The sequence below is a fragment of the Flavobacterium foetidum genome (genome assembly GCF_004634245.1).
Classification (GTDB): Bacteria; Bacteroidota; Bacteroidia; order Flavobacteriales; family Flavobacteriaceae; genus Flavobacterium; species Flavobacterium foetidum.
Genome location: NZ_SJTF01000024.1, coordinates 1 through 21,416, shown reverse-complemented (window position 1 = coordinate 21,416; position 21,416 = coordinate 1). Strand labels below are relative to the sequence as shown.

At 32.4% G+C, this 21,416-nt stretch carries 18 protein-coding genes and 1 tRNA gene; 6 read left to right on the top strand and 13 right to left on the bottom strand.

Annotated features, from left to right (window positions below):
* Positions 1–187 precede the first annotated feature (187 nt).
* A complete protein-coding gene (locus E0W73_RS20985; protein ID WP_135224008.1) occupies positions 188–664 on the top strand; it encodes a hypothetical protein in 477 nt (158 codons plus the stop codon).
* Positions 665–940: 276 nt separating this feature from the next.
* On the opposite strand, the gene E0W73_RS20980 is transcribed toward E0W73_RS20985, so the two are convergent.
* From E0W73_RS20980 to E0W73_RS20945, 8 genes are all read right to left on the bottom strand, one after another.
* Positions 941–1,699, bottom strand: coding sequence for a hypothetical protein (locus E0W73_RS20980; RefSeq protein WP_135224007.1), 759 nt, complete (start codon positions 1,697–1,699; stop codon positions 941–943).
* Between the two features lie 82 nt (positions 1,700–1,781).
* Positions 1,782–4,061 (bottom strand): helix-turn-helix domain-containing protein, encoded by a 2,280-nt coding sequence (locus E0W73_RS20975; protein WP_135224006.1) that lies wholly within the window; start codon positions 4,059–4,061, stop codon positions 1,782–1,784.
* Positions 4,062–4,156: 95 nt separating this feature from the next.
* On the bottom strand, positions 4,157–4,732 hold the full coding sequence (locus E0W73_RS20970) for an OmpH family outer membrane protein (RefSeq protein WP_135224005.1): 576 nt from the start codon (positions 4,730–4,732) through the stop codon (positions 4,157–4,159).
* A gap of 224 nt (positions 4,733–4,956) precedes the next feature.
* Positions 4,957–5,808: a class I SAM-dependent methyltransferase gene (locus E0W73_RS20965; protein WP_135224004.1), complete on the bottom strand. Its 852-nt coding sequence runs from the start codon at positions 5,806–5,808 to the stop codon at positions 4,957–4,959.
* A 277-nt stretch (positions 5,809–6,085) separates the two neighbouring features.
* Complete coding sequence (locus E0W73_RS20960) at positions 6,086–6,361, bottom strand: hypothetical protein (RefSeq protein WP_135224003.1); 276 nt, start codon at positions 6,359–6,361, stop codon at positions 6,086–6,088.
* Between the two features lie 118 nt (positions 6,362–6,479).
* Complete coding sequence (mnmG, locus tag E0W73_RS20955; RefSeq protein ID WP_135224002.1) at positions 6,480–8,351, bottom strand: tRNA uridine-5-carboxymethylaminomethyl(34) synthesis enzyme MnmG; 1,872 nt, start codon at positions 8,349–8,351, stop codon at positions 6,480–6,482.
* Positions 8,352–8,765: 414 nt separating this feature from the next.
* Positions 8,766–9,185 carry an rRNA maturation RNase YbeY gene (gene ybeY, locus E0W73_RS20950; protein WP_111368316.1) on the bottom strand — a complete coding sequence of 140 codons (420 nt, stop codon included), beginning with the start codon at positions 9,183–9,185 and terminating at the stop codon, positions 8,766–8,768.
* Positions 9,182–12,571: a DUF4175 family protein gene (locus E0W73_RS20945; RefSeq protein ID WP_135224001.1), complete on the bottom strand. Its 3,390-nt coding sequence runs from the start codon at positions 12,569–12,571 to the stop codon at positions 9,182–9,184. The genes ybeY and E0W73_RS20945 overlap by 4 nt, the downstream gene beginning before the upstream one ends.
* Before the next feature lie 163 nt (positions 12,572–12,734).
* On the opposite strand from E0W73_RS20945, the gene gltX reads away from it, so the two are divergent.
* Together gltX and E0W73_RS20935 are read left to right on the top strand one after the other, a co-directional pair.
* Complete coding sequence (gene gltX / locus E0W73_RS20940; protein WP_135224000.1) at positions 12,735–14,240, top strand: glutamate--tRNA ligase; 1,506 nt, start codon at positions 12,735–12,737, stop codon at positions 14,238–14,240.
* Between the two features lie 257 nt (positions 14,241–14,497).
* Entirely contained in the window at positions 14,498–15,481 is a 984-nt protein-coding gene (locus E0W73_RS20935) for an SPFH domain-containing protein (protein WP_135223999.1), read from the top strand.
* Positions 15,482–15,501: 20 nt separating this feature from the next.
* Here E0W73_RS20935 and E0W73_RS20930 read toward each other — a convergent pair whose 3' ends face one another.
* The 5 genes from E0W73_RS20930 to E0W73_RS20910 form a co-directional block, all read right to left on the bottom strand.
* Positions 15,502–15,756, bottom strand: a complete 255-nt coding sequence (locus tag E0W73_RS20930; RefSeq protein WP_135223998.1) for a DUF6327 family protein — start codon at positions 15,754–15,756, stop codon at positions 15,502–15,504.
* Between the two features lie 4 nt (positions 15,757–15,760).
* The gene (locus tag E0W73_RS20925) at positions 15,761–16,111 is read right to left on the bottom strand and encodes a phage holin family protein (protein ID WP_135223997.1); all 351 of its coding nucleotides are present in this window, start codon (positions 16,109–16,111) and stop codon (positions 15,761–15,763) included.
* Positions 16,112–16,199: 88 nt separating this feature from the next.
* Entirely contained in the window at positions 16,200–16,526 is a 327-nt protein-coding gene (locus E0W73_RS20920) for a YtxH domain-containing protein (RefSeq protein ID WP_135223996.1), read from the bottom strand.
* 81 nt (positions 16,527–16,607) lie between these two features.
* Entirely contained in the window at positions 16,608–17,087 is a 480-nt protein-coding gene (locus E0W73_RS20915; protein WP_135223995.1) for a hypothetical protein, read from the bottom strand.
* A gap of 1,213 nt (positions 17,088–18,300) precedes the next feature.
* On the bottom strand, positions 18,301–20,418 hold the full coding sequence (locus E0W73_RS20910) for a glutamine--tRNA ligase/YqeY domain fusion protein (RefSeq protein WP_135223994.1): 2,118 nt from the start codon (positions 20,416–20,418) through the stop codon (positions 18,301–18,303).
* A gap of 142 nt (positions 20,419–20,560) precedes the next feature.
* Between E0W73_RS20910 and E0W73_RS20905 the strand changes: the two genes are divergently transcribed.
* From E0W73_RS20905 to E0W73_RS21505, 3 genes are all read left to right on the top strand, one after another.
* A complete protein-coding gene (locus E0W73_RS20905) occupies positions 20,561–20,779 on the top strand; it encodes a hypothetical protein (RefSeq protein ID WP_135223993.1) in 219 nt (72 codons plus the stop codon).
* A gap of 45 nt (positions 20,780–20,824) precedes the next feature.
* On the top strand, positions 20,825–21,184 hold the full coding sequence (gene folB / locus E0W73_RS20900) for a dihydroneopterin aldolase (RefSeq protein WP_135223992.1): 360 nt from the start codon (positions 20,825–20,827) through the stop codon (positions 21,182–21,184).
* Between the two features lie 94 nt (positions 21,185–21,278).
* Positions 21,279–21,349 (top strand) — tRNA-Cys (locus E0W73_RS21505).
* The last annotated feature ends 67 nt before the right edge of the window (positions 21,350–21,416 follow it).

Below are 21,416 nucleotides of genomic sequence, written 5' to 3'. Positions count from 1 at the left end.
GATTTTTTTTGTCTTATTCTGTTATAAACAAAATTTTTACTGGTTGCTATTAAAAATACTGACTTATTAAGTTTGCATTATCTTAATGAATATAAGGTAGTTATATTCTTTAAGATTAAGATGTGAACTCCGACAAATTATGTCGATTTCACAGAAATTATGATTCAAATTTGATAAAGCACGTAAAATGTTTAAAAAATACAAAATACTTATTACTTTATTACCAGCGCTCTTTTTTTTCGTTTTAAGCTGTACAACAAATGGTAAACCTTCAAAACGAGGGGAATTACTAACATTAGAGCAAATTCAGAACTTAAGGGATAATAAATCCTTAAATGGAAAATTAGTAGAAGTAGAAGGATATGCTAACTTATGTCATACATTTTTTGTAAGACTTGGTGAAAAAAAATTAGTACAAATCGCTACAGAACCAAATTGTGGTGGAGAATTTTTAATCGATGCGAATATCTACTTCAAGAAATTCAAAATTACGCTCACAGGTGAAAAAGATAGAAATGAAGCGGTTCTTGTAGACAATGAATTGCTATTTACTACAGACGATTACCAAGAAGTTTCAAATCAGAAATTAAAATTCTGCGGCACGCTGACTTATGGTAAAGACAATTCGGTCCGCTTGGAAAATGTAACTATTCATGTAAAATAAGATTTATACAAATGGAAGTAAATTTTATAATCTTATTTTTTTCTGGAATTTATATAGGCATAACTTATTGGAGTTATAAACGCTCTGTAAGAAAAGGAGAAACATTTTATTATAAGCCTTTTGTTTTACTAGTTTTGGCGGCACTTTTCGTTTTATCTTTCATTGGCATTCTAATCGGAAAACCCTATAACGAAATTTTTTGACACGTATTTAAACTCCCAAAATCTTAACATTAAAAAGTCCAAATTCAATTCTTGAATTTGGACTTTTTAATGTTTACCATGAAACAATTTTAGCATTCTGTTCCAAAATTGTTTTTTCATTTTGGTAAATCGTTAGAGTCGCTGGCGGAGAATCAGATTGTCCTAAAACGATTATATAACATTGGTACACAAAATTTCCTTTTTTGAATTCGAAATAGCTGTTGCCTCCGGTTCCGTCTGGCAACCATTTTCCGTTCTGCAAAATCAGATCAGGTTTTTGGCTCATATTACTTTTGATTGGCCATGAAGCATAACGGTATTTTTGATTTCCTAAATCATCAATTCTGATTCTGAATTTACTGGTCTCTAAAACATAAAGCGGTTCCTTAAACTCTTTTATAGAAGAATGAAGTTTAGACTTCTGTGCCGCAATTAACTTTTCTTTGTAAGCTTTCTCTTTTTTAGATACATGGTTGATTGTCTTTAATTTACCATCACCTTCAAACCAAATTGTACCACTGTTAAGCATAATGCCTCGCCAACCGACTTGCTCCCAATTCTTTATTGGATCAGAATTTACAATCTCTTTTTTGAGTTCTTCATCAAAAATTTCATCGTAACGTTTAATAAATTCTGTCTTGTTCTTAATCGGCGGAACAGGATTGTCTCGATGCAATGGATATTTAATCATCTTTGCTACCTCCTCTTTTCGGTTATTTTTTACATTTTCGATAAAAATCTTAACGAATTTGTGGTATTCTGGCTTTAGCTCCTGGCTGTAAACACACTGCCCTCCAAAAACAAGCAGCATTATTAATACTATATTTTTCATTTTTTTTAGTTTCTAGGATTTTGAGGTACTAAGTTGCTAAGTTTTATCTAACGCTTAACATCTAACTTTATTTTCAAAAAAATCAATTCAAACTGGCTTTAAACATTTTGAGTTCATCCCATGTAAACTCGTCGCCGTATTTTTCTTTCAACGGACTTAGCGATTCTTCCTGATAAAATTCGAATGCTTCACGAAGCGCCAAGATTTTCTCATACGGAAGCACGTCTGTGATTTCTATTTTTTTGGCCTGAATCAATTTTACCAAATGCATTTCGATAGTCTGAACTGTTAATTTACGCATTCTTGCAATATCTTCAATAGAATTTTTTTCGCGCCATAATTCGTGCGTTTCTTCAACAGTTGTTTTTTTGACCGATTTAGAAGCGTTTTCCTCGACTTTTTTGGTTTTGTACCTGATAACGGGCTCTTCGAGATTAAAAATATCTGTATTCGTCGATTTTTGGTCTTCTCGAATCTTTTCTATCTTGTTCGTCTTGTAATTTTTTATCGCTGGCGACGAAAGTTTATCTTTGCAGATTGTTTCACGTGCAACCACTACTTCTACGAGCAATTTGGCCTTCATCAATCTTAAAACTGCTTTTGTCTGAACATCTTCTAGAAAGGTTAGCTCTTCATAATATTCTTTTACTTTCTTAAACTTCTGAATTTCAGACATTTTATAAATTAAATCGTCAACAAGCTTATCCATTGGTTTAAAGAAGTATTCATAAGCCGCATCTACCCTTTCTTTTACAAAAAGCATATCTACGGTATCCTTGCTGAAGATTTTCTGCAACTGTATGATGAATTTCTGTGAAGGATCCAGTAACTGCTCTACAATTTCCAAACGTTTGTGCGCCCAAACTGCATGCTTAGATTTTTCAGAACCAGTGGTGTTTTCGTTATAGCTGAATCGGTGATTGCGCCATTCTTGCGCTAAATTTATCCATTCAAAACTGGTTTTCAGATAGTTAAATATAAAATTTTTGGTTTCGAAGTGGAGTGAATTTTTTAAAGCATCTTCCGAAGCCTTGTTCATAGCGTAATCCATAACATCCTGATCGTTCGAAATACCATTCATCTGTATTTTTGAAAGCAAAATAAGCCCTTTTAACGAACGCAAACGCGAAAGTGCTACATAGGCCTGCCCAGGCAGAAAAACTTGCGATACATCTAGCGCTGCTTTGTCAAAAGTTAATCCCTGGCTTTTATGAACCGTAATCGCCCAAGCCAATTTGATCGGATAATGTGCAAAGGTTCCCAAAACCTCTTCTTCTATTTCCTTGGTCTGTTCGTTTACTTTATAGCGGATATTTTTCCATTCATACTTTTCAACTTCAATTGTAGTATCCTCTTCAGGAAAATGAACAAAAATTTCTTCATCAGAAAGTGATTTGACAGTTCCCATTTTTCCGTTGAAATATCTTTTGTCAAAAGACAAATCGTTTTTTACGAACATCACCTGTGCACCCACTTTGAGTTTAAGCTCTTCTTCAACCGGAAAAATCTTCTCTGGGAAATCGCCTACGACGAATGGCTGAAAAGTATATTCTTTTCCGCTGAGATCGGCAATAGACTGATTATTAATCAAATCAGCTTTTGCATTATGCGTCGTGAGCGTTATATAACCTTTGTTTGTTTTTAGATCAAAATCGGGCTGCACATACTGATTCAGAACCTCAATATCTTCTGGAGTGATTTTATTGTTGCGCAGATTATTCAAAACGGAGATAAAAACGTCATCGGTCTGACGGTAAATTTTTGACAATTCGATATACAACGGCGGATATTGCTGTACGACATGAGAATGAAAAAAGAATTTCCCCTTATAGAAATTTCGAAGCGTTCTCCATTCCTCATCTTTAACCACCGGCGGAAGTTGGAGCAAATCGCCAATAAACAAAACCTGAACGCCACCAAAAGGCTGTGTGTTCTTGCGCACAGTCTGCATCATGAAATCTATCGCGTCGAGCAGATCCGCTCGAAGCATACTCACTTCATCAATAATCAGAAGTTCCATATTTCGAATCACGTTTCGCTTTACATTGTTCATTTTAAAATGCCGGCGAAGCGTTTCTCTATTTTCAAACTTTACAGTTTCTGTAAACTGCGGACTAGCTTCGTAAGACGGAATAAATGCCGAAAAAGGCAACTGAAACATGGAGTGAATGGTAACCCCACCCGCATTCAAAGCAGCAATTCCGGTCGGTGCAACTACGACAGTATTTTTATGTGTTGTTGCGATAATTTCTCGCAACAAAGTCGTTTTTCCCGTTCCAGCTTTTCCGGTGAGAAAAATTGATTTTTGAGTTTGATTGATAAACTGCAACGCATATGCCGCAGCTTCTGAAATATCTTCCATTTGGTTGTAATAAAAAATAAATTTACCAAGTTTTATAAAAACAAAAAACCTAAATCTTTCCGGATTTAGGTTTTTTAGCTTTTATGTATTTTCTACTATTTTTTAGCCTCTTCTTTCACTTCAGGTTTAGCTTCCGTTTTTGGTTCCGCTTTGTATTTTTCGTTCAAAGCTTTAATGATTTCTTTTGTGATATCATATTTATCTTCTGCGTATAAAACTGTAGCGGCATCGCCTGTTCCGTAGATGTATGAGTAACCGTTTTTCTTACCGTAATCTTTGATGAATTTTTTAACTCCACTAACAAGAGAATCCATTTCAACTCCACTTTCTTGCTGTAATTGTTGTGCTAATGCTTGTTGTGCATAACCTAACTGTTGCTCTCTTTTTTGCAATTCAGCTCCTCTTTGTTGTGCCCAAGCTTGACCATTTGCTTGTGCCTGACTTTGAAAATTAGCAGCGTCTTGTTTAAAACGTGTAATTTCAGCTTGTAGTTGTCTTCCTTTTTCTTCTGCCTGAGCTTTGTATTTTGCTTCTAGGTCTTTTGCTTCAGTGTACTCTTTCATTAAAACTGAAGTATCTACGTAAGCTGTTTTTACTTCCTTAACTTCTGCCGTTTGGTTGCAAGAAACTGCTAAAGCCGAAAGTGCGATAATTACCAATGCTTTTTTCATTTTTTCTGAATCTCTATTTTTTAATGTTTAAGACAAAAATATAAAAAAAAGTATAGCATCAGCATAAACTTTAAAAAATGCTGAAAATTTTAGCGTATTGTTTTTATTTATCGAAAAAAAATCAGCAATAATCAGCCTTTATTGAAGCTAAAAATTCAAATTCAGCCATAAAAAAGCCGTAAAAAAAGTTCACTCTATCTTTACGGCTCTTAAATTTTAATCTATTACAGTTTATTTTTCAGCACATAAATATGCGAAGAATACTCTTTTGTTTTACTTGCCTTCAGATTCGATTTTAGTCCGATCCAAAATGCTTTTATAAAATTCATTTTCCCTGTTTTATATTTCTCCGAAAGCAAGCTTACGTAAAACGAATCAAATTTCATTGGCAGTACTTTTTGCAACTCCATATTCTCTCTTTCAAAAAGCAACTGAATTGATTTTTTAGAAAAATGCCAAAAATGAATCGGCACATCAAATGCTGCCCAGAAAGCGCCATAATGATTTGCATCAAAAGATTTGTAATTTGGAACCGCAACAATTAATGTTCCAGTTGGTTTTAGCAATCGCTTTAATTCTTTAATCTGATGTTCTAAATTCGGAACATGTTCTAAAACATGCCACATCGTAATTACGTCTAAAGAGTTATTTTCTAAAGTGCCAATTTCTTCTACAAATGAAATTCCTTTCTGTTTTGCAATATTCTTTGCTCTTTCGCTTGGTTCTACTCCAATCGTCTCCCAACCGTTGTTTTTTGCCGTTAATAGAAAATCTCCTGTTCCAGCACCAATATCCAGCAATTTGCCTTTTTTCGGCTGTTCGCTATTAATTAAATTCAATTTATTCTGGAGCGCTATATTTTTTACAAAATGATAGGCTTTTTCAAATAATGAACGTTTATTGTCTGTATGCGAAATATAATCTTCACTTTCGTAGTACTTCCCTAAATTTTGCAATTCTGGCTGTGGCGAAGTAATCAACATATCTAATTCTTCATCATAATACAAATCGAAAATTTCTTTTGAAACAGAATGATCTTTTACCGTAATAAAGTGTTTTTTGTTTAAAACGTCCATTTTTAAATTTATATATATTTGGGTTTAATTTATAGCAAATCCTAAAAACGAAATTTTATCATTTTTAGGATTTTTAGTTTTTGTTATTATTATTTTTTCCAATTGATTTTGACAGTCGATATTTTTTCATTTTCTAATCTGATATCAGCTAAAACATCAAAACCATTTAAAACATAAAATTCCAGCGGTGAATTGTATTTTTGATTATTTCGTTTGATATCCCTATCATGATCGATTACCCAGCCATTCAAATCTTGATTATTCTTTTTTAATTTTTCTAATAAAATTCTTCCGTATCCTTTTTCTGAATTTCAGAATTCAACATTATTGCGAACCAAACTTCACTATCGCGTAAAAAAGTATAAGCCCAACCTTGGATAACATTTCGAGAATCAATCAAAATGTAATTTTCTGTTTTTACTAAAGCATTGCAATACGACTCAAATTCCTGAAAAGTTTCATGACCAAATTGAATTGGATATTCACTATTTCGAAGTTGCCACAAAGTTTCTTTTTCTTGTTCTGAAAAACTATTTTGATGTACAACTTTCATATTTTGATTAATTTTATTAAAACGTTTCACGTGGAACATTGTTTTAGTAATCAGTGTTCAGTTTTAAAGTGTTCAGTATAACTTTCAACTAAAAAACTGAACACTGATTACTACAAATCTATCTTCCCATGTAAATCAAAAGTACGGAAATATCACTTGGTGATACGCCGCTAATTCTCGAAGCTTGAGAAATGGTTACAGGACGAATCTTGCTTAATTTCTGTTTTGCTTCAATAGACATTGATTTGATTTTATTATAATCGAAATTGTCTGGAATTTTTACTTCTTCCAAACGATTTAATTTATCTGCATTATTTCTTTCCTTTTCGATATATCCAGAATATTTTACCTGAATTACGGCTTGCTCTACAATTTCTTCATCCAAATCATTTTCTTCAATATACTTTTCGACCTTTTCAAATTTCAGCATATCTTCCAATTCAATTTGAGGACGAGAAAAAATCTTGAACATTTTATCTCCTTGCGAAATCGGAGCAGATTCTTTTGCTTCCAAAATCGGATTGGTTTCTGCAACGCTTACACTAGTTTCTTTGAAGAACTGAACCATCTTTTCAGATTCGTTCAATTTCTTTTCCATTCTTCGTAAACGATCTTCAGAAGCTAAACCAATTTCGTATGACATTGGCGTTAATCTAAAATCGGCATTGTCCTGGCGAAGCAAAGTTCTGTATTCTGCTCTGGAGGTAAACATACGATATGGTTCTTCTGTTCCTTTCGTAATCAAATCATCAATCAAAACTCCGATATACGCTTCGTCACGTTTTAGAATCAACGGATCTTTTTCATGCACTTTTAAATGCGCATTGATTCCAGCTATCAAACCTTGAGATGCTGCTTCTTCATATCCGGTTGTTCCGTTAATCTGTCCGGCAAAATATAAACCTTCAACCAACTTTGTTTCTAAAGTATGCTTCAATTGTGTCGGCGGAAAGAAATCATATTCGATTGCATAACCAGGTCTAAAGAATTTTACATTTTCAAAACCTGCTACCGAACGAAGCGCTTTGAATTGAATATCCTCTGGAAGTGAAGTTGAAAATCCGTTTACATACACTTCACAGGTATTCCATCCTTCTGGCTCCACAAATAATTGATGACGTTCTTTATCAGCAAAACGATTAATCTTATCTTCAATCGACGGACAATACCTTGGTCCTAAACTTTTGATTCTTCCGTTGAACATTGGTGAACGATCAAAACCTTCTCTCAAAATATCGTGAACATTCAAAGACGTGTACGTCATGTAACAAGAACGCTGATGCATTAAAGGAGAAGTCACATCTGAATATGAAAACTTAGCTGGCTTTGCATCTCCTTTTTCTTCGTTCATTTTAGAATAATCCAAAGAACGTCCGTCTACTCGAGGTGGCGTTCCTGTCTTCATTCTTCCAGCTTCAAAACCTGCTTTAATCAAATCTTCGGTAATTCCGGTTGCAGCACTTTCTCCTGCTCTACCACCTCCGAATTGTTTTTCTCCAATATGAATCAAACCATTCAAAAAAGTACCGTTTGTCAAAACAACAGACTTCGCTTTGATTTCTACACCAAGCGAAGTTCTAATTCCTTTTATCTTTCCATCTTCGATTATCAACCCTTTTACCATCTCTTGATAAAAATCAAGATTTGGAGTCGCTTCCAACATCATTCTCCATTCTTCTGCAAAACGCATTCTATCGCTTTGAACTCTCGGCGACCACATTGCAGGTCCTTTCGATTTATTCAACATCTTGAACTGAATTGCAGTTCGATCTGAAACAATTCCCGAATATCCGCCAAGCGCATCAATCTCACGAACAATCTGTCCTTTTGCAATTCCACCCATCGCAGGATTACAAGACATTTGTGCTATGTTTTGCAAACTCATTGTTACCAATAAAGTTTTCGATCCCAAATTTGCAGCCGCAGCTGCAGCTTCAGAACCTGCATGGCCGGCACCAACCACAATAACATCGTATTCTTCTAAAAACATTTTGTTTTATTATTCTCCAAAAACCGCTAACGCGGTTTCTAGAATTACATTTATATTTTCTTGTTCCACGTGGAACAGGTATTCTTTTTTTTTGTTTCAAGTTTCAGGTTTGAAGCTTCAAGTTCAAATCAGAATCTTCAAATCAGAATCTTCAAATCAGAATCTTCAATATCGAAATCAAATTAAACGTTCCACGTGGAACGATTAAAAAATTCATTCAAACTAGAACTTTCAACAGAATCAAAAACATGTTCCACGTGAAACATCATGTTTACTTAAAAACTAAAATAATAAATCGTTCCACGTGGAACGTTATTATGCTTGCTTTAATCTTTATATATGTTTCACGTGGAACGTTGTGAAAAGTTAGTTTTAAAACGTTTCACGTGAAACATATCTATAAACGAGATTTAATTACTGTTCCACGTGAAACATCTTCATCTTCTCTTCTTCTTTTGCTCTCATTAATTGAGCATCTTCATCTGTCTTATCCTTGTATCCACAGTAATGAAGTATCCCATGAGATAATACTCTTTTAAGTTCTTCTGCAAATGAAACATTAAAGTCTTTTGCATTGTCTGCAACTCGTTCTACAGAAACAAAAATATCTCCATTCAACTCGTTACCAACAGTATAATCAAAGCTAATAATATCTGTTAAAGTGTCGTGGTCTAAATATTCTACATTAATCTTATGAAGATATTCATCGTCGCAGAATATGTAATTTATCTCCCCTTCATTCTTTCCTTCAGAAACAATTACAGCACTTAACCAGTCACTAAAAGCCTGCTCATCTCCTAGAGTAAAATCTGTTTCGTAATTAAAATTTATCATTTTGTATTAAAGTATTCTTGAACTTTTTGATTAAAATTCGAGCGCAAAGGTAGTGATTGTCTGTTTAATATCTCCACACTGTTTAAATATTCCAATAGTGAACTTGGTAAAGCATTCGAACGATTCGTAAATTCTGCCTTATTAGTTTCAGATTGTCTTTGTGTATCCTGACCTTGTTGTTGAACTGCATTATTTAATTTCCACAATTCTTGTTGGATGTTTAGAATGCGTTGTAGGTTTTCATTTTTAAAACCTTTATTCAAAATCTGCTTCTCAGATTGTTTCATCTGGTCAATAATAGATCTGCCTTGAGCATCCAAACCTTTCTTCGCTAATTCTTTTTGTAGTGCTTCACGAAGCTTAACTTGTTCCTTGTAAATCTCCATAATGGCTTCAGCATCTCCTTCACCATCTTCACCGTCTTTACCTTCACTACCTTTACTTTGACCCTGACTTCCTTGTCCACTTTTTCCTTTACCGTCTTTACCTTGTCCTTCCTTGCCTTCTCCCTTACCTTGATTTTGTCCTTGCTTACCAGAACCATCCTTACCTTGTTGTCCTTCTCCCGGTTTGTTGCCAGATTTCATTCCGTCTTTCATTTTATCCGCTAGGCCTTTTTGCTTCTGAATAATATCTGGCAATTGCATTCCTTGACCACTTCCTGGTTTTGGTTTCCCTGCTCCTGGTTTAGACATAGACATCTGCATATTGTTTAATAAATCACTTAAAAAATCTGCTAGCTTATTTGCAGATGATACCGCGTATTGCTGATGCGAAACGCCTTTTGGAATCTGTACATCGGTTAAGGTTTCTATAGCTTTATCCATACTGTATTGTACGTTTCCTATTTCTTTTGTCACATCTTCTGCAACCTTTGGATTACGAAGCGACAAAGCAAACAAACTATCATCGACATGTCTAAACTGTTGTTTTAAATTCTGTTGTATCTTAATGTTTTTAGTGAACGTTGAAGAACCGAGTTTCATCGATTTAAACTGTTTCATTACATCTTCCTGCGATAGCGAGTATGCCAAAAGGTTGTCTAATATCTGACGAAGCATCGCCACATCTTCCTCCATTTGTTCTTGTTCGCCACCTTCCATTCCGGCCTGCATCTGCTGTGCTATATTCTTCATTTTCTTAGAAGCGCTCTTTTGTTTTTGTTTAGCAGTATCTGTATTCTTTTTACTCAACTCTTCAGAAGCTTTTTGAAGATCATTATCTACATCTTTCTCTTTTGAAGCATCAGAAGGAATATCCAATGGTGATTTTAAACTCTTATTTTCTTCTTTCAAATCCTTTAAATCTTCTTTAATTTTATCAAAAGATTTATTGATTTCATCCTGCTTATCTTTCGTATTTTCTTTATCCTTATTTGATAATTGTTCCTGTTGTTCTGATAGTTTATTAAGCTTTTCACCAATCTGCTCTGCTTTTTTTTCTACGTAGAAACGTTTGGTCAATTCAACCAATTGTTCTAAATTACGAGATTGGTTTTTACTGATTTGCTTGAACTTTTCCATCTTATCAAACAAATCTTCACTGTTTAATTTGTCATTTAGATTCTTTAATTCATCTAACAATTTCTGATTTTTATCTAAATCTTTTTCTGCATTATCTAAACGTTTTTGAAGATCTTCAGCTGTTTTATCTTTTTTATCAGACTTAAACTTATCTAAATTCTGATTCATTTTTTCTGCAAATTGTTTCATCATTTCGTCCTGCTGCTTTTGGCGTTTAATGAAATCATTAATCTTTTGCTGGTCTTTAAATTCTAAATTGTCTTTTTCTTTTCCGCTGTTTTGAAGCTTCTCCATTTCAGAAATCTGCTTTGTCTGATTCTTTAAAGACTTCGATAAACTATTGATGTTATTGTTCTGTTGCTGTAATTCTAAATCTTGAACTTCATCTGTAGTAGCAATTCGATCTGAGAAAACTGTAGACTTTGTACTCTTGAAATTGTGTGGTGCATCATTATCAAAAACTTCAAAATAATACTCATAAGATACTCCTTCTTGAACGGGAAGATTGCTTGGAAAATTAAAAACAAACTGATCGAATACTCCAGACTTTACAGGAATGTTTCCACGCTTAGCGGTTTGTGGTTTATTTCGTTCATAGTAAACAATCTGTAATTTAGAAATACCATAATCATCTCCTAATCTTCCTAGAATATAATTCTTATCTAGCTTCAAACTGTCTGGCGCAGGACCAACATTTATCGTCGGAAACTGGTCTTTGATTACAGAAAGCTGGTAATCTAATTTTTCATAGTTTTTTACCTTATTATTTGAAGTAAGAATTTGATATTCTGTATTTTGAGTTATTAATTTAGCTAATTTAAAGTCATTTTCATTCTTAGAAAATCTAGAAATACTATTATCCTGTTTCCATACAATTTCGTCTGTAGACTTAGTGTTCATTTTCCAAGTTATTGTGGTTCCTTCTGGCACAATCGCATTCCCAGTTCCTTGAATAATTTCACTTTTCTTTTTAAGATAAGCGGGAAAATTTAGTACGATTTCGAAGTCAGCTATTGAAGGAACAGTGATTACTTTTAACTCATACTCATCTGAAACAACTGAATTTCCTTCAAAAGAAAAGGAAACATTTTCAACTGGTTTTTCTATTCTAAACTCGAACGTTCCGGGTTGAGAAGATTCCATAAAATAACTTTCACTGCCAATGTGAATCATCACATTTTCCGGAACAACGTTTCCAACAGATTCCATTTTTACCACAAAATCTTTATTCTGTTCTGTCTGCAGATTTGGATTTAAAACAACAAATCGAAAAGGAGCTGGAGGCAAAAAAGCCGAATTGAAATTGACAACCCTATTCAAACTTTGTGAAATTACATTGCTATTTCCAGAAATATAAAACACTGCAAAAAGCAAAATCGGGATAAGTGCTAAGGGCAAATATTTCTTGTTTGTCTTAAAATTGATTGCATTTCCAAAAGGAATTGGTTGTAGAGAATTTGCTTTTTGCTCGATAGAAGCAAGCATTAACTCTGAACTTTCACCAGAATATCCGTTTGAAGAAAGCTGTAAAAAGTTGGTCAGCTTATCGCTTACTTCTGTAAAATGATTTCCAATAATAGCCGAAGCCTGATTGTAATCTATTCCTTTTTGGAGTTTGAACAGCTTAAAAACAGGAAATAATATAAATCTAAAAAGCAGAAATACTTCAACGCCTACAAACAACCAGAATAAAAATGTTCTTCCTAGAGGTTTTAGCCAAAGAAAATATTCCACAAAGAGCGTAAACAAGAAATATAATAAACCGAATCCGATAAAAAGAAGTCCTCCCTTTATCAATTCATTCATATAATATTTTCTAATAAAAGCCTCTAATTTCTGGTATATAGCTGATGAAGTTTTCAAAATAAAATCTCTTTAAATTATAACCTATAAAAGTAGTAATTATAAAGATTCAAATTCCAAAAAATTAAATTCCAAATTCCAAGTATTCACTGCGTTTGGAATTTGGAATTTTAAAAATTGGGATTTATCTAAAGTTGTATCTTTGTCACAAAATTTAAAACAAATGTCAAAGCAAGTTCGTGTGCGTTTTGCACCAAGTCCAACAGGACCATTACATATCGGCGGAGTTCGTACTGCCCTATTTAATTATTTATTTGCCAAAAAAAATAATGGTGTTTTTTATCTAAGAATTGAAGATACAGATCAGACTCGTTTTGTTCCTGGAGCCGAAGCTTATATTATGGAAGCACTAGAATGGTTAGGAATTGCTCCTGAAGAAACTGTTGGAAAAAATGAAAAATTTGGTCCGTACAGACAAAGCGAACGTAAAGATTTATACCAACAATATGCTGACCAATTGATTAATTCGGGTTGGGCATATTATGCTTTTGATACTCCAGAAGCATTGGATACTCACAGAAAACAACACGAAGCTGAAGGAAAAACATTTATTTACAATCATCACAATCGTGAAAAATTAGATACATCATTAGTAATTTCTGCTGAAGAAGTTTCCAAAAGAATTGCCAATGGAGAACATTACGTGATTCGTTTTAAAACTCCGGTAGATGAAACTTTACATTTGAAAGATATCATTCGTGGCGATGTTAAATTTGAAACTAATCTTTTGGATGATAAGGTTTTATTTAAAAGTGACGGAATGCCGACTTACCATTTAGCGAATATCGTAGATGATCATTTGATGGAAACTTCACATGTAATTCGAGGTGAAGAATGGTTGCCATCTATGCCACTTCACGTTTTATTGTACAAAGCTTTTGGTTGGGAAGCTCCTGAATTTGCACATTTACCTTTGATTCTAAAACCAGTTGGAAATGGTAAATTATCAAAAAGAGATGGAGATAAAATGGGATTCCCGGTCTTTCCTCTAGAATGGAAAACTGAAGAAGGCATTTCATCTGGTTATAGAGAAAAAGGATTTTTCCCAGAAGCAGTTGTAAACTTCCTTGCTTTACTAGGATGGAATGACGGAACTGATAAAGAATTATTCTCTCTTGAGGAACTTATTGAAGCTTTTGACTTAAACCGAGTTCATAAAGCTGGAGCTAAATTTGATCCAGAGAAAAACAAATGGTTCAATCACCAATATTTAGTAAAACAAAATGATGCTGATTTAGCGAAGACCTTCTCTCCTATTTTGGTAGAAAAAGGAATTGATATTTCTAAATACGACATTAAAAGAATCGTCTCGTTGATTAAAGAAAGAGCCAATTTCGTTTCTGATTTTTGGGATTTAACCGATTTCTTTTTCCAGGCTCCAACATCTTATGACGAAAAAGCAAGCAAAAACTGGAAAGAAGAAACTCCAGCTTTGATGCAAGAATTGATTTCGACTCTTGAATATATTGATGGTTTTGATTCGGCAAATATTGAAGCAATCGTCAAAGATTGGTTGACCAAAAACGAAATCGGAATGGGTAAAGTAATGCAACCTTTCCGTCTAAGTTTAGTCGGAGCTCTTAAAGGTCCTCACCTATTTGATATTGTAGAAATCATTGGAAAACAGGAAACTATCTCTAGAATTCAGAAAGCAATTTCTACTTTATAAAATAAATTTACCATTAAGATATTAAGAAAATTAAGCTCAACTTAATGGTAAAAAAAGGAAAGTTTTTTAAGTTCATAAAGCTTAATTGTCTTGACAAAGTTTTGACTTAATTATCTTAATGCCTTTAATGGTTCAAAAAAATTAAACGCTAAGTAAACATCAATAAAATGTTCTTAGCGTTTTTTTAATGTCTAAAACTTTTCCTTTGGCAGAATTTTCGTAATTTACCAAAATCATAAAACATAAACTATATCACCATGAACCCAGTTTTAATTATCTTTTTAGTCGTAGCTTTTTTTATTTTCATGTCTTCCTTCTTTACCGTTAAGCAGCAGACTTCTGTAATTATAGAAAGATTTGGAAAATTTCTAAGCGTTAGAAACTCCGGATTACAACTTAAAATTCCAGTGATGGACAGAATTGCCGGACGTGTAAATCTTAAAATCCAACAGTTGGATGTAATCATCGAGACCAAAACTAGAGACAACGTTTTTATTAAAATGAAAGTTTCTGTTCAGTTCAAAGTAATTCAGGAAAAAGTATACGAAGCTTTTTATAAACTAGAATATCCACACGATCAAATTACTTCTTATGTTTTTGACGTAGTGCGTGCCGAAGTTCCGAAACTAAAATTGGATGATGTTTTTGAAAGAAAAGATGATATTGCCGTTGCAGTAAAACGCGAATTGAACGAAGCAATGTCTACTTACGGATATGATATCATCAATACTTTGGTTACAGATATCGATCCAGACATTCAGGTAAAAAATGCTATGAACAGAATCAACGCTGCCGATAGAGAAAAAACTGCGGCTGAGTTTGAAGCAGAAAGTTCAAGAATTAGAATCGTTGCAAAAGCAAAAGCCGAAGCAGAAAGTAAACGTTTACAAGGACAAGGTATTGCAGATCAGCGTCGCGAAATTGCAAGAGGTCTAGTAGAAAGTGTTGAAGTTTTAAACCAAGTTGGAATAAATTCTCAGGAAGCTTCTGCCCTAATTGTAGTTACACAACATTATGATACACTGCAATCTATAGGATCTGATACCAACTCTAATTTGATACTTTTATCAAATTCACCACAAGCCGGAAGTGATATGCTCAACAATATGGTGGCATCATTTTCTGCATCTAACCAAGTGGGAGAAATGATGAAAAAGAATACTAAAAAAGTTGAAAAACCAAAACCGATACAACCACAGTCTGGTTATGAAGATGACATTCAACCAGATGTTCAACAATAAATATAAAATGAAAAAGAGGCTTAATTGCCTCTTTTTTTATTCATAAACCAATTGATTACAAAAGGAATAATAGATTGTATAATTTGCGGATACGATTTTCGAACATAATCAGTATACGATGACACAAATCCGTTTACAATATTCTGCGGTGTAATGCTTTCTTTAGTTTTTTGAAAACTTAAAATCAATTTCTGATAATTAATGTCTTTTTCTAATTTCAAGATTTCTAAATCTCTTTCTATTGCAGCATACGAACAATATTTTTTCTTTTCCATAGTACTAGTCATTAAAAAATATTTCTGAAAATTTCTCTAATATCGGACCTTCGACCATCTTGTCTTTTATAAAGAAAAGCAAAATAGTAAACACAAAATAGATCCCTCCTACTGTTAAAAATCCGAGGGCATTGCTTTCGAATAGAGAACCAAAAGCATAAGCTGCCGCAAAGGATCCAAAAATCAATGCCATTGTAAAGCAAACTAAAATCAAAGCAAACTTTAAAAGTACAGTTGTTGATTTCATTGCAACTTTAAAACCCCAAAGTTTATAGTAGGCCAAATGACTCTCAATATAAGCTTTGGTTTGTTCCTGGATTTTTTCGGTATTTTCTTTTAATTCTTGAAAAGGCATAAATTGGGATTTTTATAAAAACAAAAAAGCACAAGACTTTCTTATAAATAAGCAAGTAATGTGCTTTGATAATTTATTACTATTATTATTATTTCTGAAATTTAGCGTTTTGCGCTTTTAAGTCAGCTAGTTTAGATTCTAAAAAAGTAATTACCTCTTCGGTTTTATGACTTACATTGGATAGCAAATCATTTAAAGTTCCATCGAGATTTTGAGTAGCGTCTGCAAATTTTTCGCGAAGAACTTCAGAACTTGCTTCCAAAGAATCTTTTATGTTATTCTTCGTATCATCAAAACCTTCTTTAATTTTAGCTCTGGTTTTGGATCCTTTATCGGGTGCAAATAAAATTCCGATTGCTGCTCCTGCCGCCGCTGCCGCTAAAATAGCTGCCGCCGTATTTAAATTTTTAGACATACTTTTAAATTTTAAATGAATACTTAAATTTACAATTTTTAGATAGATATAAACAACTGATCAAACTATTTTTACAGAAATTTAATACACGTAAGCAACTGCTTCATATTTACCATCGGCTTTTTCGACAATGCTCACAAACGGATAACCATTTGAAGCCGACTTACTTTTGATTCTCATTGCAGTTTGTTTCTGATTTGCAATTGGCGGTTCACCTTTTGTCCTTGTCGAAACTCCTGTAAAGCTTGCTGCCTGTTTCAGTCCTACTGTTTTTTCTTGAGGCAGTACAGTTACCATTTTATAATCGTCTTTTGAATCAACAATTACTTTATCAGAAATTTTCTGAGTTTGTTTTGTCTGCTTATTTGTGATAGATGAAACAGCATGTTTACTAATTTTTATTTCTTCAGAACTTCCGTTCAATGAATAATAAATTAAACCATTTTCATTTTTAATTAAATTTACATCAAGTTGTTCTCCATTGTGTTTTGTAATTTGATGTGTTTGTGAAATTGCAACATTTGCAAATAATAACGCTAGTGTGAAATATAAAATTTTCATGATAATTAGATTTAAATTAAAAATTGTCAGATTTAGAAATTTAAAAACTAAACTTTCACTCAAATTCAACATTATGGAATTTTGTACATTATGATACAATTTTAAAAAATATCTATTAGAGAATATTATCAAAACTACATCACAATAAAAATCAGAACATAAAATTGTCTTTTTGGGAAATCAGTTTTGAAATCTATTACAATAAAAACTATCAGTTTCTAAAAACAATAAATTTCAGCTTAGATTCTTTACGGCAAATTTTAATTTTTTACAAAAATCATCTCTGACTTAAGTACTGTGTTAAAAATAGCAACTTTATAAACAATTGTGTGTTAACAAGCCGTTAAACTGACTAAAATAACAGTAAAAATTAAAATAAAGCTCATAAAGAGACAATAACTTAAAAAATGAGTTATCTATTAGCTACTTTAAAAAACTGTCTTAAAATCAATTTATGAAGGTTAAAATTAATATATAAAAACTATCAATTTTAATATTTATATCAATTTTAAAAATAATAGTTAAAAACTAAAATTTAAAAAATTTAATAATATAAAATTATAAACACAAAAATAGAACCGAAGACTCAATAAATAATAAAAAACTATTGATTTAAAAATTATAGTAAATTTTGTAAATAATAATAAAAAATTAAATTTTTAAATAAAATAATAATAAAAACTTATACTAATAAAAATTGAAGTCTAAAATCTAAAAAATAAGAAAAAACCTTAATTCCACTTTTTTTGCGAAGAAAATGGAACTAAAAAACAAAAAAAATCAAATAACGAGTTCTAATGAATGAAAAACAAAAAAAGGTCTTCTCTACTAGACTTATTTTTTATTTAGCTTAAAAAACATTTATGAAAGTCTTTTCTAATTCATAAATTTAATTAAAAATTAAAATATAATAGTTTTTATAAATAATAGATATGTTTAATTAAAACTATAAACAATAATAAGTCAAATTGATTTCAAACAATTTTGGAGTAAAAACTTGATTATAAAAAGTCAGAAATTAAAATAAAGCCTTTAAATAAACCCAAATAAAAAAAATGAATTAGTTATCCAACTAAATTTTATTTTCTATTAAAATCCATTTATGAATGTCACTTTTAATTTATAAAAATTATAGATTAATAAATTTCAATAGTAAAAATATATAATAAAAAAAAAGCGCTTAAAAAAGCGCTTTTCATAAATTTAGTCGATATTACTTTTTTACCATTTCAGAAAGAATTTCAATTTCTCTTTCAGAAGCATTTTTTGGTGGATTTGAAAATAATTTTAAAATTTCATCATCGTATTGATTTCTCAAACTTTCATTCTCGAGATCTCTCAAGTTTAAAAGTGCTTTTGATCTTACGTAAGTCGATTCACTTTTTAAAGACATTGAGTATAATTTCTTAATATCATCTTCTTCAAAATCAGCCGATTTCCAGTTTGAATATTTCAAAATAAACTGCGAAAACAAAAGCGAAGCTTTATTATTATTGATATTCTTTTTTAATGAATTCTGTAAAAGTGAAAAACTAGAAATATTTCTGATGTTCTCCCCTATTGCACTTTCAATTGCGATACGTTCCGGTTTAGTCTCAACTTTAAAATATTTGTTGATTTCTTTTAAAGAATTATTAATGCTGTTTTCTTCTTTTTTACCTTTTTCTTCCCACGCATCTTTTAATCCAACCGTTTTGTTAAATACTAATTTTGAAGCAGTTGAGTCTTTATCAACAGTAAAATAGCCTAAACGTTGAAACTGAAATTTATCTTCATTTTGAGCTGTTGCTAAACTTGGCTCAACATATCCGGTTACGATTTCTAATGAATTCGGATTAACAAAATCTAAGAAATTTTTCTCTTTATAACTGTCCGGAGCTTCATCTGTAAACAAACGATCGTACAAACGAACTTCTGCTTCCAAAGCATGTTTAATAGAAACCCAGTGCAAGGTTCCAGATACTTTTCTTTGGCTTGCTTCTGTCCCGCTTCCGCTTAAAGAATCAGTATCATATGTTACATGAATTTCGGTAATATTTCCATTTTCATCTTTTATAACCGATTCACCTTTAATGATATAGGCATTTTTAAGACGAACTTCTTTACCTAAAGTCAGACGGAAAAATTTAGCTGGAGCTTCTTCTAAAAAGTCTTCTCTTTCGATGTATAATTCACGTGAAAAAGGCACTTTTCTGAAACCAGCACTTTCATCTTCCTGATTGTTCTCAGCTTCCAACCACTCCTCTTTTCCTTCAGGATAATTGGTAATTACCAGTTTTACAGGATCTAAAACAGCCATCACACGAGGTGCGATTTTGTTCAAATCTTCACGAATACAAAATTCTAAAACCGATACATTGATCAAATTATCACGTTTTGCAATACCAATTGTATTAGCAAAATTACGCAAAGATGCAGCAGTGTAACCACGTCTTCTTAACCCCGAAATAGTTGACATTCTAGGATCGTCCCAACCGTTAACATGCTTTTCTTTAACTAGCTGCTGTAATTTTCTTTTACTAACAACAGTATGCGATAAGTTACGTCTTGCAAATTCTCTTTGCTTTGGACGCAGTTTATTTTCATCAAAAATCTGATCTAAAAACCAATCGTATAATTCACGGTGAGGCAAGAATTCCAGTGTACAAAATGAGTGTGAAATCTGCTCTAAATAATCACTTTGTCCGTGTGCCCAATCGTACATTGGATAGATTTTCCAAACATCTCCTGTTCTATGGTGATGTTTGTGTAAAATTCTGTACATGATAGGATCACGCATTAACATGTTTGTTGATTTCATGTCAATTTTTGCACGAAGAATATGTGTACCAGCCTCAAATTCACCGTTTTTCATTCTTTCGAATAAATCTAAGTTTTCTTCAACAGAGCGGTTTCTGTACGGACTGTCAGTTCCAGGAGTTGTTGGAGTTCCTTTCTGGATCGCCATTTCTTCAGAAGATTGACTGTCAACATAGGCTCTATCTTTTTTAATTAATAAAACGGCCCAATCATACAATTGCTCGAAATAATCTGAAGCATAACATTCTTCTGCCCAAGTATAACCTAGCCATTCCACATCTTTTTTAATAGCATCCACAAATTCCTGTTCTTCTTTTTCAGGGTTTGTGTCATCAAAACGTAAATTCACAGGAGATTTATAATCAATTCCTAAACCAAAATTTAATGCAATAGAACTTGCGTGCCCAATGTGCAAATAACCATTTGGTTCTGGTGGAAAACGAAAGCGAAGTTTAGAATTTGAAAGACCTGATTTTACGTCTTCCTCTATGATTTGTTCAATAAAATTGAGTGATTTCTCTTCTGATGCCATTATTTTATAGTAATTTTAGCAAAGATAAAAAAAAGGTTTCAGGTTTCAGGTTTAAAGTTATCTAAGTCGCATAAAACATGAAACGTTAAACTTAAAATCTTCAATTAGTTTATTTAGTATTTTTGTATAAATATTCAGAATTATGAGACAATTAACCGTTACAATTCCAGACGATTTCTACGAAACTTTTATTAATTTTCTCAAACGTGTTCCAGACGTTTCTATAAATGAAAATGTTGAGAATGAAATTCCACTTTGGCAACAAGAAATGGTTTTAGAACGTATGAAGAATGCTAAACCAGAAGATTTTATAAGCAGGGAAGATTTTGAAAATAAGATGGATAAAAAATGGTTAAAATAAAAACTATAATAGAAATCCAAACACTACAAGAATAAAATTATAAAAATGGGAGTTATTAAACTGAAAAATATCCGTACTTTTTCGTACCACGGATGTTTAATTGAAGAAGGAAAAATAGGATCTGATTACACAGTTGATCTCAAAATTAAAACAAATCTTCAAAAATCAACAGAAACAGATCATCTTCTAGACACTGTTGATTATGTTCATTTGAACAAAATTGTGACGGAAGAAATGGCAATTCGTTCGCATTTATTGGAACATGTAGCTAAAAGAATCAATATTCGCGTACTGGCAGAGATAGAGACAGTAGAAAAAACAACCGTTTGGGTTTCTAAAATTAATCCGCCTATTGGCGGTGATGTTGAGTCAGTTACTATCAAAATGACGGAAATTAGAAAGTAATCTTTAAAATTAAAATCGTAAAATTTTAAAATAGTTACATTGAAACTTTTGAAATTTAAAGATTTTAGTTACTTTTGCCAACCGTTCAAGTAATGGCGTCGTGGCCGAGCGGCTAGGCTGGGCTCTGCAAAAGCTCCTACTCCGGTTCGAATCCGGACGATGCCTCTAAACCTCTAAAGCAATTTAGAGGTTTTTTTATGTTTAATTTTTAGTAAAAATTAATTAAAAATAT